Origin of the sequence: Rhodospirillum rubrum ATCC 11170, assembly GCF_000013085.1 — a bacterium.
Classification (GTDB): Bacteria; Pseudomonadota; Alphaproteobacteria; order Rhodospirillales; family Rhodospirillaceae; genus Rhodospirillum; species Rhodospirillum rubrum.
The window spans coordinates 1-14,087 of the sequence record NC_007641.1; the positions used below are offsets into that span (position 1 = coordinate 1).

Here is a 14,087-nt window from a genome sequence, read left to right on the forward strand (position 1 = left end):
AGAGCGCCAGAGCCTTGGGCTGAACGCCTCTGTCCTTAATCGGAACGACGGAGCCTGCCGATAGGCAAGGAAGCTGAGGAGGGCGCCCCTTGCGCGTGCGACCTGGAACGGATTGCCCTCCTCTCGCGCACCCCGAACCGCGGGAAACAAAATCAGCTTTTTGTGATACAAAACATATATTTTAATATCACTTATAGATCTTTTATACGCATTATGTGATACTAAACAGATTGAAACGTGAGACGGGGTGGTCATGATTTTGACCGTTGGAAATACCAAGGGCGGGGTAGGAAAAACCACCCTCGCGGTTAATCTCGCCGTGGAGCGCTTTTTGGCGGGAAAGGACGTGCTGCTGATCGACGCGGACAATCAGCGAACGTCTTCGGCCTTCTCCGCTCTTCGGGAAAGCCTCCATGGGCAAACGGGCTACACCTGCATTGAGCTTTCGGGATCGGCCGTCCATCAGCAGGGGCGAAATCTCGCTCCGAAATACGATGAAGTGATCATCGATGTCGGGGGGCGTGATACGAGCGCCTTGCGCGGGGCCCTGGCCATCAGCGACATCGCGCTCGTTCCCTTCGCCGTGGGAACATTTGATATCTGGGCGGCGGAAGACATCGGCCGCCTGATCGAAGAGGCCCGGGGATTTAATCCGACCCTGCGGGCTTTCAGCGTGCTCAACATGGCCGATCCGGCCGGCGGGGATAATGCGGACGCCGCCGGGCTGCTGACGGAAACCTCCGCTCTTGTCTATCTGCGGGCGTCTCTGGTGCGACGGAAAGCGATGCGCAACGCCGCGGCGGCGGGTCTTGGCGTTTTGGAAATGACAGGGTCCTCTCGTGATTCAAAAGCCTGCGGCGAGGTCGGCTATCTGGCGGAACTGCTTTACAATAAGCTTAATTAGTTTTACTAAAAGTGCATTATGTGATACTTTATTTGTCAAAAATTATCAGTTTGTGATACAAGGATACGGCAATGGCCATCGCACGAAAGCCTCAGACCCCTCCCTCACTCCCAAAAGATCTTGACGCCTGGGTGGGAGAAGCGGGATCGGACACTCCGATAGGCGAACCAGTGCGCCCAAAGGCCGACCATATGGTGTCCTTGCGCTTGCCGCGCGATCTCCTCGAACGGCTCGATCAGAACCGAATGGCCCGGCTGGATAAGCCAACCCGAGGAGCCTGGATTAAAGCCGCCATTGCGGAAAAACTCGATAGAGTCTGATTTGCATGTCTTTTATTAAAGAAAAAAGATAGCAATTTCCCTCAAGAAAAAATTCACCTTTGAATTTATGGGACGAAAAAGTGATAAGAATTCTTCTTCTCACTAAATATGATGAAACAGGCGCTAGCAGTCGACAGCGTTGCTTTCTATTTCTTTCAGAGCTCCGCAAACGCGGCTTTGTAATCGACGTTCAATCATTTTTTAATAGTGATTATCTTCCGCGCCTCTACAAGGGCTATCGTCCGGATGCAAAGGCGATCGTGCGCTCCTATGCCCACCGCTTGCTGGCTATGCGCAGGGCAGGGGATTACGACCTGATTTGGTTGGAGAAAGAATTTTTGCCGTGGATCCCCCACCTTCTTGAGTGGGGCGCTTTCGCCCGTACGCCCTATGTGGTGGATTTCGACGACGCTTGGTTCCTTCGCTATCAAAACCATCCCCTCGCCCTGGTTCGGTGGCTCCTTGGCCGCAAATTCAACGGTACGATTAGAAAAGCGGCTTGTGTCATCGCTGGCAACGCAACCCTGGAAACCTGGGCGCTTAGCCTTGGGGCTCGGCGCGTCGTCCAAATTCCAACGGTTGTCGATACCACCCGCTATAAAATAAGCCCCGTCACCCAAGCCCCCTTCACCATTGGTTGGGTTGGCACGCCGGTGACGGCCGCTTACTTGGCGCTTGTCCACGATGCCTTACGTCAGCTTTGCGCCCAAGGAGGCGTTCGCCTGCGCGTCATCGGAGTCCCGGGATTCAGGCTCGAGGGCGTGGATGTCGAAGCCCTCCCATGGTCGGAGGAGACCGAAGCCGACTTATTAAGTGACATCCACGTAGGCATCATGCCCCTTCCCGACGGCCCTTGGGAACGGGGCAAGTGCGGTTACAAACTCATTCAATATATGGCGGCCGGCAGACCGGTCGTGGCTTCGCCCGTGGGGGCCAATGTCGACATTGTTTCCCCTGGAAAAACAGGATTTCTGGCAACGACCACCGAAGAATGGGTTCGCGCTCTCGATTGCCTAAAAAACGATCTCGGTCAACGAGAGCAAATGGGACTTTTAGCGAGAGAGGAAGTGGAAGAATCCTACAGTCTAGAATCACAAATAAAAAAACTTTCCGATATACTAAAAGATTCCCCCATGCGTTCTTAGACTAAGAATTTAAATATTTTCTCCATTTTCTATAAAATGAAGTGCCTCTGAAATTCTTCTTGATAGATCTCGTATTTTTGGAGCCGCATCAGGATGAAATTGATCCAGAATAGCGAATGTCTCGGCGCTCGGCTCCGGGAAAAGACGCATTAAAACAATGGCTGGCGCCTCGAAGGCGCTTCGGCGAACCCGATAGATACGCAAAGGCACTCTCCGACGGAGAAGAACCGCCAGTACTCCAAGAAAGTCTTGTGCCTGGAGGCAAAAAGGCGATGGCTGAATGAGCATCGCCTCCTCGTCCATTCCTTCGAGAGTAGGCCGGACGGCGTTCAGGTCCAATCCAACGTTTTTGACAGCGAGCGTCAATTCTTCCCGCGTCGTCACCATCTCCCAGCGAAGTTCAGAAAGAGGGGATGCATAAGACAGAAGATCCTCTCCCCTCTCATCGGATAATTCCGCAGGAGGAAGGGGAAGAGCGGAAAAATCCGTATAGATCGGAGGGCTCTCCTCCTCCCGGGGATCGAGAGTCACGCCATGATGGCGCATCAGCTTCACCAATGCCCTCTTAGCCTCAGGAGCATCTGGATTAATCGCTTTGGCCAGCATGATCCATTGATCGAGACTTAAGATCGGGGGCATCCTTCTCTTTCAACAAGGAATAACCTAAACGGGGCGGTCGGGAAACGGCCTCTTCTATGAACGCTCGGTGAAAAGCGTATCAAGAAGCTTCGGCACAGTAACCCTCAAGGCGAAGTTTTCGGCGAAGTGAGCGCCCGCTGCCATACCCAGCTTATTGGCCTTTGCCCGATCTCCCAATAAATCAGCCAGAGCATACCCCATCTTCTTCACTTGGCGAGGGGGAACCAGTCGTCCCGTCCGCTCGTCGAGGATAGCTTCGCGACATCCATCCGCATCACTACAAACGATGGGAAGGCTATGGGCCATTGCCGTCAGCAAGGCTAGCGGCAAACACTCCATAATCGAGGACTGTACATAAACGTCGGCCTCCTGATAGTGAGCTTCCAACATGGCCGGCTCTAGAGAGCCAATCAAGCGGACCGCCCCAATCAAATCCGGCTCACAAATCCTCCGAATGAGATCGCGCGAGAGGTAATTCCACGACGGAGCATGACAGCCGATAATCCGGAGTTCCACATCATCGCCGATCAGGCCTTCCCGGCGGGCAAAAGCGAAAGCTTCCAGGAGAACGCGCGTTCCTTTTCGAGTGCCGCTCGCTTGCACGGACAGGACGACACGCTTGGCTTTTTTGGTCGGAAGAGTGGACTTGGGCATGGGATCAAGACCGCTCCAATAGCGGACGAGTCCATCGAAGCCGGCCTCCGCCCACACGGAGCGCGTCGCCTCCGAACCGAACAACAATGTCACCGCCCCGCCATCGACGAGCGCGCGTAAACGACGATAATGAGCCAATCCGCGCATAAGCATGCGGGGATCATAAGTCTCGTGAATATACCAAAAAGCCGGCCCTTGCCTTTTTTCCAAAAGCCCCAAAGCGATTGGCCAAGAAGCAAAGGAATTAATAAGAACAGGACCTTTTATCGTCTTCACATAATCCCTTAACCGAAGACGATGACTAATCCCTCCCGAAAGCCAACTCATCTTCCCGAAGAGTTTTCTAAAGACCGCAGGGAACCGGCCGTTATGAGAAAAACGCTCCGAAACGCGGCTTAAGCGGGAAAGAAAGGCCGGAAGCCGTCCTTCCGTCGTTACCTGACAGCCTGCCTCGATGAATTCCTTGGCCAAGGGTCCAGAAGAAAGACTGATGACGTTGCTTGAAACCCCTTCACGACGCAAGGCGAGGGCCACGTCGCGCAAAAGGACGGGCGCACCGGTATAGCTCAGTTCGTGACTGACAAGGGTGACATGGCGGCCGTCCAGGCCCGGCAGAACGGGTTGTTTGGTCTCCGTTGGCGCCGAAAGAGCAGCCTCAGGCGTTTTGAGCAGTTGCTCGATCGCCCGCGCCATATGCGGCAACCACGGCGATCCGACCATGGAAAACACCCAGTTATCAAAACTAGGGGCAAAGATATTCGCAGGTCTCTTGATTAGAGTTTCTCGGAAATAACGAAGGACAATTTCTTGGTATTCTTCGCTGATTTTCCGATCGTTCTCTGAGATCGTGTTATGACCATGGAGACGATAACGATAGAGTCTTTCTCTAACAAGAACAGGCTCTTCGATCAGGCTCGCTCTCAGCAAAAAATCAATATCATGTGTATATCTAAAATCATGAAAGGGTCCGACCTCTTCAAAAAGAGAGCGATGAAACAAGAAATTTCCTGTCGAAACACCAATATTATATTGCAAAAGAAGAGATGATATATTCGGTGATATATCCAGCTCATTCAGCATGACATCAGCATACCAATGCCGCCAAGGATGCCCCACATCCAGGTCAACCCCATCATCTCCGATAGGTTCGACATAGGTGAAGATCATACGGGCCTCATGCTCCTGGGCAGTCGCGATGCACCGCGCCAGCCGCTTAGGCATATAAGCATCGTCTGAATTGAGGATAGCCAGATAGCTTCCGCTAGATTTGGCCAAGCCCTCGTTAATCGTCGTATGCGCTCCTTTGTTGGGGCGCGAAACAAAGTCAACGATTATGCCTTCAGGGGCCGGCTTAGCCGCAAGATGCTGCCTTACCGTCTCTGCGCTCTTATCCGTCGAGCCGTCATCGATAATGATGAGTTCTATTGGCCGATATGTTTGAGAGAATACGGAATCGATTGCCTCTCCGACATATCGCTCATGATTATAGACAGGCATAACAACGGATACGAGGGGCGGAGATTGCATGAATTATTTTCCTCTGAATTATAAACACCAGACAGACAAAGTCTGAATTTTTGAGCTTTCTATCGGATATTAAGAAATTGGAAGTGTAGAAAAATATTTTTTGTTTTTTCTTAAATCATCGAACATCAATGAATATCCTTCAGCAAAAGACATCTGCGGAGACCACTCAAGCAAGTCTTTCGACTTTCTGATATCAAGTATACTAGCCGGAATATCAAAATTACGCGACGGCAGATAATTAACCGTTGCTGTAAGACCTAAGCGATTTCTCAGAGTTTCAACGATTTCATTAAGTGAAATCCCGACCCCGCTCCCCAGGTTATAGATGGGAAGATCATGATGATCTGCGAGGGAAGCATCAGATAAGGCGATCAAGCCGCGGGTCAGATCGGCAATATGGATGTAATCGCGGATAACGCTTCCATCGCCCCAGATTGTAATTTCTTCGCCAGCCAGGGCTTTGAACAAAAAGGCGCTCGCCGCCCCCTGCTGCTTTCGGCGAGCGTCTTGCCCCGCCCCGAAAGGATTGGAGATTCGAGCCACCCGGCAATCCATCCCGTGATGGGCTCGATAAAACCCCAGATACAACTCAACACAGGCTTTCGAAGCGCCGTAGGCGGTGATCGGGGCCAGGGAATGGTGCTCTTCGGCCGGAATACGCTTGAGCCGACCATAAACCGTGCCGCCGGAACTCGCGAAAATCAGGCGCTTCTTCCCTTGATGGCGCAACACATCGAGAAGACCCAAGGTAGTGCGGACATTATCATCCAGATCGCGAATGGGATCATCGTTCGCGGTTTGAGGAATCGTGCTCCAAGCGTAGTGATGGATAACGTCACAATCCTCGGTCAGCGCCTGCCAATCGGTTTGACCCGGGACGACCTGGCGAAAGGTGACCGGCACATTCGCCAATTCCGCAGGAGGGGCGGCGACATCGGCTACGACCACGCTCTCTCCCCGCCGGGCCAAGGCCAGGGCGACGTGGCGACCGATGAAGCCACATCCGCCAAGGATCAAGTACTGGGTCATCAGATGTCAGCTCCCAACTTTATCGATAGGCGTCCGAAAAATATTATCACTGTTGCTTGGCAGATATGTCGTTGCGAAAGAAAATCCTGCCTTCTCTACGGCAAAAGGAAGCAGCCGTTCAAGAGCGTGCAGCATTGTCCCATATACCGGGATAGGCTCCGGGGGATAATCCTCCCATCTAAGATTTAGATCAAAAATGGGCTCTAATGCCTTTCTTTTTGCCCAGAACATCGTTCCAATCGGCCAATCAAAAAACCGTGGAAGAGATTTCTCTATTCCCATTTTTTTTGCGAGATCATTTGCTAATTCTTTATTCTTATCCCATCCGAAAAGAAAAGGTTCTTCCGCAAAGACCAACCCGATATCAGGGTTTCTGATAAGCGCCGATACCGCTATAGCGGCCGCTTTCTTTTCTCCACCGATCAGATGTTCCCATAGGAAGTTTCTCCATTTATTTCCTGTTCCATCTGAGAGATGAATCGATTTTTTACCATGAATGTGACCAACCACATCGTAGTCACTATTTTTCAGGTCAGAAAGTCCGGTAAAAAAAGCCCCGACATCCCGCCCTATGTTCGGAACGACACGGACTTCGACAGATCCATTTTTATATTCTTCTAGCTTTTTTCTTAAGAAGACGGCGCGGTCTTCATCAGTCGTTGTGATTATCAAATCACAACTAAAATCATTTATGATAATTTTCTTCAAAAAATCATCTATAAGATCAACATAATAAAAATGACCATGCAAAAGGACCTTCCCCCCTTCAATAGGGGACGGTAACGAGGTTTCTAGATCAATAACCGGGTGAGTCCAATTTCCCTTTGGAGATCCCCGTTCTATCCAATCAGCCAGAGGATCTTTATGACCATTTAATCCTGATATATTTTCTGCATAGACAAGGGGATTAAACCCAATGACCGGCCTCCTAAGATCAATCCAGTTATCGGATTGAGATTTTGAAGCGCCAATTCTATTACGGACAAGATATCCTTTAAGAGTTTCTTCCGTCGTTTCTTCAGATACCGATGGCGTCAAAAAGCTCGCTTTGAACAAGCCGCTGGCAGAGATCTTTTCATAGTCATGACTGATCCCCTTGGCCTCCCTACTGGCTTGCTGGCCCAAAGCTTCAACCCGGGACAGGTATGAGGCCATGCAGAAGGTCTCTCTGGCTTTGTCACGCAAAGTAGGCACCAGGGATTCCTGGCGAACAGGGTCGTCATAAAAGGCCAAAATCGCCTTCGCCATGGCCGTCGTGTCGAGATAGGGAACGACAAGGCTGCGGGTTTCCTCGTTGCCTGCCAAAACTTCGGCAAGGCCACTGGCATGTTCGAAGCAAGCCACGGGCTTTCCCTGGGTGAGGGCCTCGACATAGACCCGGGGCATCGGATCCAATCGCGATGTCAGAGCCAGAAGATCGGCCTGTTCGTAAACATCGGTCCCATCAAGAGCGCCAAGAACGGAGAAATGCTCGCTCAAACCCGCCCGCAAGATCTGCTCTTGAAGGTATTTTGAGAACTCCGCTTGCTCATCGAAGGACGGCGTTTGATCAATCCACACAAAACGAAGATTGGCGTCTGGACGCTCCTGCAACGCAGCCGTTGCGACTGAAACGAAAAGATCGGCGCCTTTCTCAAACCGAAGCGGTCCGATACCAACGACAACGAAATCGTCCTCATGCCCGGCAGGCCGGAGCGCTGATCCCTGTTTCGAAGGCAGGCGGGCGTCTAGCTCAGGAAGAGCGGGAATCCCTTGAGGAAGGATCTCGTATCGTCTTTGCCCCAGGAAGGGATGATCCTCGACAAAGGATTCCATAATCGCCCTTGCGGGAAAGACCAAATGATGAGCCCAGGCGAATATTTCATAAATTTCATTTTTTGGATAAACGCTGAAGGCAAAGTCTTGGACCAGGGCGACAACACCAAAACCAGCCTGAACGATAGGGGGGACGAAACTGCGCGTTTCTGCGCTATTGGCGATCACATAAGCTGGCTGAAGGGCTTCTACGAGGCGCTTGGCCACGGCATTGATATCGCATCGGAAAAGCTCGGTCTCCGAAGGCATATCGATAAGCGTGATCCCACTCTCCTTAAAAGCCGAACGAAGCGGGCCATCTTCTTTGAGAAAGACGATCACCTCATGTAGGTCTTGTAAGGCCCTGGCGAGGAACAAGCCATAGAGGGAGACATCACTCCCCGAAGCGTCCTGGAGGAGGAGAACAACTTTTTCCCGCGTGGCTGCAGAAAGATCGGGAAGGGCCAGACGACGAGCGGGAGATAATCCCTGCCGGCCCTCCTGCGCACCGAATCTGGCATAATGGCGCAAAAGCCCCATGCCAGAGGCCAGGACATCGGGATGACGGCGGGCATAGTACTCGGGCTCGAAAGAACGCGAAGGAGCAACGCCCATCGCTTCCCCTACCGTGAGGTAATGTTCCAAAGGATCGCGACCCTCGGCGAGGGCCTCCGAGCTCAGAGCATAAAAAGACTCATCAAAGAAGCCGCTTTCCCGAAGGAAATCCAAGGGACGCTCTTGCTTTTTCGCAGGAGCTTTGAAAGGCGCAACAACCCGCGCGCCCGCCTTTTTGGAAAGGCGCATCAGCCGTCGGCTGACATCCCCAGGGACGGACCCGCAAGTCCCCTCCTCGATCAGATGTCGCAACACCCGATGCAACGTCGCCCGGGCCTCGATCGCCTGCGGCTGATCGGCGTTGTACAAACCGCCGATCGCTTCGGCAAGCGCGTCGAGATCAATATCCAGGCCATCGCGGCACTGCAGAGCAAGAGCATCCCATTGATCGACTTTGATCAAGCGCTGAAGCAAAATCTCGCGTTCCCGACGCAGCCCCAGGCGATCACGCTCGATTTCATCGATCCTAGCCTGCAGATGATTCAAGGCGTTTGTGGTGGCATTCCATTGCTCGGTCGCCAGATCGAGCCGCACCCGGTTGATCCAGCCTTCCCCCATCCGGGCGAAATACCGTCGCGGAAGATCCCTGGCCTGGGGATCAGATCCGGCGGCGAAGAGCTCGGCCAGACCAGGCGCCTCTATGGGGCGGGTACCGACATAGGCGACGCCAAGCCCATTGCTGTGATCAAATTCAAAAGATGGAAACCGCTCGGCGATTTCCGCCCAAAACCGCCAAACTCCGAAGTCATCGGTCCGAACATCGGTGTCATGGAAAAGAACGATACCCCTCTCGCTCATCTTCGAATGCCACGTCTCGAAATCTTCGCGAACCGCTTCGTAGGTATGCAATCCATCGATATGCAGAAGATCGACGGAGCCGTCGGCCACATAGGCTCGGCCGTCTTCAAAGCTCATGCGGAGAAGACGGGAGAAATGGCCATAAAGGGGATCGTGATGGGCTTTAAGATCGGCGTAGACGTCCTCGCCATAATATCCAGCCTGCGGATCACCAAACCAATGATCCACCCCCACACACTTGGTCTCAAGACCAAGATGCTCAACCGCTTGCGCGAAGGCGCAGTAGGAATTGCCGGTATGGACACCCAGTTCGACACACTGGCGGGGGCGGTGCTGGGCGATGACCCAAAAGGCAAAAGGAATGTGACCCGCCCAGGAATCCGGTTGCACCAATCGCCGCGGCACCAGCGTTTCCAATCCGGCCTGTCGCCATACGGGATCCGAGGCAGAGGAAATGGCAGGAGCAATGGGGGTGATATCGGTCATGAAGGCGCTCGCGCGGTGGAACATTAAAAGGACGAAGGGAACGCGTAACGGTAACTAAATGCTCGAAGGAATCCGCAGGATTCTCCGATCAAGAGCGACGCCCGCTTTTAGGGGACGGGATCATCAGACGGGGCGGGTTACTGGGGATCAGTCGTCTCGGCCCGTCCGGGAACCTGACACCCTCCCTCAGCCGGGGCAAGCGCTTGTTGCCCGACAGCCCTCCCTGCTCGCGGATCGCGCCACTCGCGACGAGCCGCCGACCATGGGTTAATGTTCATTGATATCCTGGGCCAAGCTTACCCTTCTTTGCCGCTAAATTTCCCGGATCTTCGTTTTCATGGGCAGAGACAGGGCCGATCCCTTCTCAAGGGCGCGATATAGGGTCGAGCGATGAACTCCCAACAGGGCAGCCGCACTCTTGACCGTGCGCCCTCCTGGTCGATCAGCTCGCGCGCGTGTTCGATTCCTGGTGCGCTCAAGGTCACGTCCCCCCGAGTGGTGTAACAGCGTGTGCCTGGGGATGATGGCGCAGGGCGCGGAGCGCCCGGAGGCATCATCCCCAGGCGGCCCAATTTCTGGGTGGTCATCGACGATCTTCGGTAAGGTTTGGTTGCGAACTTCAACCAGACCAAAGGAACCGACGATGACCAATGACATAATGAGCCTCCGCGGGCTGCTGGAAAAGAGCGCCGATGCCGATCTGCTGCGCGAGATGATCGGCTTCGCCGCCGAGCGGCTGATGGCGCTGGAGGTCGAAAGCCTGACCGGTGTCGGCCATGGCGAGCGCAATCCCGATCAGCGCCTCGTTCACCGCAACGGCTACCGCGAGCGCGACTGGGAGACCCGGGCCGGGACGGTGGAGTTGCGCATCCCGCGCCTGCGCAAGGGCAGATAGCTGCCCTGCTTCCTGGAACCGCGCCGCATGGCGGAAAAGGCGCTGACGGCGGTCATTCAGGAAGCCTACATCCAGGGCATCTCGACCCGTTCGGTCGACGACCTAGTCAAGGCCATGGGCATGAGCGGTATCTCCAAGAGCCAAGTCTCGCGGCTGTGCGCCGAGATCGACGGCAAGGTCGCCACCTTCCTCGACCGCCCGCTGGAGGGCGACTGGCCCTACATCTGGCTCGACGCCACCTATGTGAAGGTGCGCCAGGACGGCCGCATCGTCTCGGTGGCGGTGATCATCGCGGTGGGCGCCAACACCGCCGGGCGCCGCGAGGTGCTGGGCATGACCATCGGCCCCAGCGAGGCCGAGACCTTCTGGACCGAGTTCCTGCGCACGCTGGCAAGGCGTGGCCTGCGCGGCGTCAAGCTGGTGGTGTCCGACGCCCACGAAGGCATCAAGGCCGCCGTCTCCAAGGTGCTGTGCGCCACCTGGCAGCGGTGCCGCGTCCACTTCATGCGCAACGTGCTTGCCCATGCCGGCAAGTCGGGGCGCCGCGTCGTCTCGGCCTTCATCGGCACCGCTTTTGCCCAGGACACCGCCCAGGCCGCCAGCGCCCAATGGCGCCAAGTGGCCGACCAGCTCCGCCCCAGATCGCGGAAACTGGCCGAACTGATGGACGATGCCGAAACCGACGTCCTGGCCTACATGACTTTTCCGCCCGCCCACCGGACAAAACTACACTCGACCAACCCCATCGAGCGCCTCAACGGCGAGATCAAGCGCCGCACCGACGTGGTCGGCATCTTCCCCAACGAGGCCGCCATCACCCGCCTGATCGGGGCCATCCTCCTGGAGCAGAACGACGAATGGGCCGTCCAGCGATCCCGCTACATGACTCTAGAATCCGTCGCTCCCTTGGGCGATGATGCCCTCACTAGGCTGCCGCCCATTGCGGCAGCCTGATCAACCCGGCCAAGCCTGCCGGAGGTCAAACGGCGACGGCGCTGTTACACCAATCCAAGGGACACGATCGTTCATCGCACCGACTTTCCCGAATACGCCGCCTTCTTCAGGCCATCATCACCCAGTTTCCCCCATAGCTCCACAACACTTCACGCCGACCCTTGGCGTTGATCGCGATATTGCGGATAGCTGATGCCGAGATTCGCACCATGATCGTCATAGATCGACCGTTGTGTGTGTCCGGCATTTAACAGCCTCTGAAATTCATCTGCGCGGGCGAGGAAGGAGACGCGGCCTGCACCCTTCTTGCGTGCTTTACCGGTCGGATTGGTCATTGGTCCTCCTTATTAGCCGCGAATCACGAGCGGCTCGCGGTATAATAGCCCGCCCTTTTAACAGTCTGCAATTATCTGAAATTATATGCAAACATGTGTAATTATCTGCAACGATATGCAATTTTATTTATTTTTGGTTCATTTCCACTCTAGATCCTGCCCAGGTAGTCATTCTGTGGCTTTTTGTTGCATAAATTTGCATACTACAGGCGGGCAGGATGTGTGTTGTACCGGTACGGGCAAGCCCGCACCAGTCCAACACCGCCCCTTACTCACCTGGGGTTCGACGGCATCCTGCTCTGCGAGGCTTACGGCCGCTGCCGCGACAAAGGAGCCACGGGCACCAAAAAGGGGCTGTCTCAGAAAACCGAAAAAATCGTACGCTAAGCGTGCGAGGAGGCTGGCACCCAGCGGTACAGCGTAGGAATGGACACCCCGAGGTTCTTGGCCACGTCCTTAGGCGGGACGCCGCTAGCCAGAAGCTTCTTGGCCGACGCGATCTTGCTATCGGTCATCTTGGGCTTACGGCCGCCTTTGCGGCCGAGTTGCTTGGCGACTTCCAACCCGGCGCGGGTACGCTCGACGGTCAACTCGCGCTCCATCTCGGCGAGGCTGGCCATGACGTGGAAGAAGAACCGGCCGGACGGCGTGCCGGTGTCGATAGAGTCGGTGAGACTCCTGAACTGGATGCCTTGCTTGTGCAGGTCGCCAACGAGATCGACCAATTGCTTGACCGACCGGCCCAGCCGGTCGAGCTTCCAGACAACCAAGGTGTCGTCCTCACGTAGCATTTCGAGCGCCTTGGCCAAGCCCGGACGGTCCGCCCGCGTGCCGCTCACCTTATCCTCGAAGACCTTTTGACAGCCGGCCTTGGACAAGGATTCGCGTTGCAGCTCAAGATTCTGATCCTGCGTCGAGACACGCGCATAGCCGATCAACATGGCTTGTTGTCGTCAGTCATGGTTCCATCCCAGTCGGCATTCTGACGCACTGGCAGGCAGTTGCTTGAGCAGCGCCGGTAGCCATTCCTGTGCCATTTCCCACACCACATTGAGGTTGATGTCGAAATAGCCGTGAGCCATGCGATTACGCATGTTGCGCATGTTGCGCCACGGCACATTGGCGTGCGCCTTGGTGAACTCGGCATAGCCGTCCATCACCTTCGTGGCGGCCTTGCCGATGATGAGGCTCATAATAACGGCTTGCTGGGTGCGCTTGTCGTCCAGGAAGTCATCCTTGGCTAGGCCTTCCACGAAGCTGCGCGCATCGGTCGCAGCCTGCTGGACGAGGTCGAGGTAATCGGTGGTTCTCGCTCATACCAACTGCGTCTCAGCGAGCACCTTGGCCCGGAACTTCGGCGGCAGGTCGCCGGGGGTCAGCAAATTGACATCAACGCCAAGCAGCGATTTCAGTTCGTCTTCCAGATCGCCCAGGTCCAACAACGTAGTGCCGGCCAGCGCATCGACCAGCAGATCAAGATCGCTGTCGTCTCGGTCGGTGCCATGCAGCACCGAACCGAAGACACGCGGGTTTGCCGTGCGGAAGCGGCCTACCGCTTCACGCCCTGCGCTTCGCTTCATCTCAAGAAGAATAGAAGGTCGCAAGGCCACCCTTCCTTATCGAAACTCATTGAGAGCGTATGCAATCAAGAATAGAGTTTCAAGAGCTATTTTCGAGAACCGCAGCGCCTTGATTTCCCATGCCACGCCGGTTGCCTTGGCGGGCTTGTCACAAACCTTCGTTTTCAAGAACAAAGAAACCACATGTCCCGCCGTTTGATCCTGTCCACCGCCGAACGCATCCGGGAAGCCGGCGTGGGCCTGCGCGGTCTGGCCGAGCCGTGGGCCGATACGACGACGCCGGCGGGGGGCATGGTGTCGACCGTATTCGCTGGCATTGCCGAGTTCGAACGTTCGCTCATCATTGAGCGCGATCGTGTCCCTTGGATTGGTGTAACAGCGCCGTCGCCGTTTGACCTCCGGCAGGCTTGGC

General features: G+C 55.1%; 11 protein-coding genes and 3 pseudogenes. 5 read left to right on the top strand and 9 right to left on the bottom strand.

The annotated features are described in order from the left end of the window. Window positions 1–253 precede the first annotated feature (253 nt). The 3 genes from RRU_RS19610 to RRU_RS19620 all read left to right on the top strand — a co-directional run bounded on the left by RRU_RS19610 (window position 254) and on the right by RRU_RS19620 (window position 2,369). A complete protein-coding gene (locus RRU_RS19610) occupies window positions 254–904 on the top strand; it encodes an AAA family ATPase (RefSeq protein WP_011387714.1) in 651 nt (216 codons plus the stop codon). A gap of 191 nt (window positions 905–1,095) precedes the next feature. Continuing rightward, window positions 1,096–1,224, top strand: coding sequence for a ribbon-helix-helix protein, CopG family (locus RRU_RS20250; RefSeq protein ID WP_274610468.1), 129 nt, complete (start codon window positions 1,096–1,098; stop codon window positions 1,222–1,224). Window positions 1,225–1,304: 80 nt separating this feature from the next. Then, the gene (locus RRU_RS19620; protein WP_011387716.1) at window positions 1,305–2,369 is read left to right on the top strand and encodes a glycosyltransferase family 4 protein; all 1,065 of its coding nucleotides are present in this window, start codon (window positions 1,305–1,307) and stop codon (window positions 2,367–2,369) included. Window positions 2,370–2,378: 9 nt separating this feature from the next. On the opposite strand, the gene RRU_RS19625 is transcribed toward RRU_RS19620, so the two are convergent. The 5 genes from RRU_RS19625 to RRU_RS20255 form a co-directional block, all read right to left on the bottom strand. Beyond that, window positions 2,379–3,008 carry a hypothetical protein gene (locus RRU_RS19625; RefSeq protein WP_011387717.1) on the bottom strand — a complete coding sequence of 210 codons (630 nt, stop codon included), beginning with the start codon at window positions 3,006–3,008 and terminating at the stop codon, window positions 2,379–2,381. A gap of 54 nt (window positions 3,009–3,062) precedes the next feature. After that, window positions 3,063–5,189: a glycosyltransferase gene (locus RRU_RS19630; RefSeq protein WP_011387718.1), complete on the bottom strand. Its 2,127-nt coding sequence runs from the start codon at window positions 5,187–5,189 to the stop codon at window positions 3,063–3,065. A 69-nt stretch (window positions 5,190–5,258) separates the two neighbouring features. Then, window positions 5,259–6,218 carry an NAD-dependent epimerase/dehydratase family protein gene (locus RRU_RS19635; protein WP_011387719.1) on the bottom strand — a complete coding sequence of 320 codons (960 nt, stop codon included), beginning with the start codon at window positions 6,216–6,218 and terminating at the stop codon, window positions 5,259–5,261. A 6-nt stretch (window positions 6,219–6,224) separates the two neighbouring features. Beyond that, the gene (locus RRU_RS19640) at window positions 6,225–9,911 is read right to left on the bottom strand and encodes a rhamnan synthesis F family protein (RefSeq protein ID WP_242601300.1); all 3,687 of its coding nucleotides are present in this window, start codon (window positions 9,909–9,911) and stop codon (window positions 6,225–6,227) included. Between the two features lie 312 nt (window positions 9,912–10,223). Beyond that, on the bottom strand, window positions 10,224–10,568 hold the full coding sequence (locus RRU_RS20255) for a helix-turn-helix domain-containing protein (RefSeq protein WP_244996920.1): 345 nt from the start codon (window positions 10,566–10,568) through the stop codon (window positions 10,224–10,226). On the opposite strand from RRU_RS20255, the pseudogene RRU_RS19650 reads away from it, so the two are divergent. Then, window positions 10,555–11,760 (top strand): annotated as a pseudogene (locus RRU_RS19650) (IS256-like element ISRhru4 family transposase). The gene RRU_RS20255 and the pseudogene RRU_RS19650 overlap by 14 nt on opposite strands. Before the next feature lie 149 nt (window positions 11,761–11,909). Here RRU_RS19650 and RRU_RS19655 read toward each other — a convergent pair. The 4 genes and pseudogenes from RRU_RS19655 to RRU_RS19670 form a co-directional block, all read right to left on the bottom strand. After that, window positions 11,910–12,095 carry a TraK family protein gene (locus tag RRU_RS19655; protein WP_164922608.1) on the bottom strand — a complete coding sequence of 62 codons (186 nt, stop codon included), beginning with the start codon at window positions 12,093–12,095 and terminating at the stop codon, window positions 11,910–11,912. Window positions 12,096–12,478: 383 nt separating this feature from the next. Further along, the gene (locus RRU_RS19660) at window positions 12,479–13,036 is read right to left on the bottom strand and encodes a recombinase family protein (RefSeq protein ID WP_011387723.1); all 558 of its coding nucleotides are present in this window, start codon (window positions 13,034–13,036) and stop codon (window positions 12,479–12,481) included. Beyond that, a pseudogene (locus tag RRU_RS19665) lies at window positions 13,030–13,405 on the bottom strand (DUF86 domain-containing protein); the annotation flags it as partial. The gene RRU_RS19660 and the pseudogene RRU_RS19665, both read right to left, overlap by 7 nt. Before the next feature lie 3 nt (window positions 13,406–13,408). Then, the gene (locus RRU_RS19670; protein WP_164922610.1) at window positions 13,409–13,699 is read right to left on the bottom strand and encodes a nucleotidyltransferase family protein; all 291 of its coding nucleotides are present in this window, start codon (window positions 13,697–13,699) and stop codon (window positions 13,409–13,411) included. Window positions 13,700–13,813: 114 nt separating this feature from the next. Here RRU_RS19670 and RRU_RS19675 point away from each other — a divergent pair. Continuing rightward, window positions 13,814–14,032: pseudogene (locus RRU_RS19675) on the top strand (recombinase family protein); the annotation flags it as partial. Window positions 14,033–14,087: the final 55 nt, after the last annotated feature.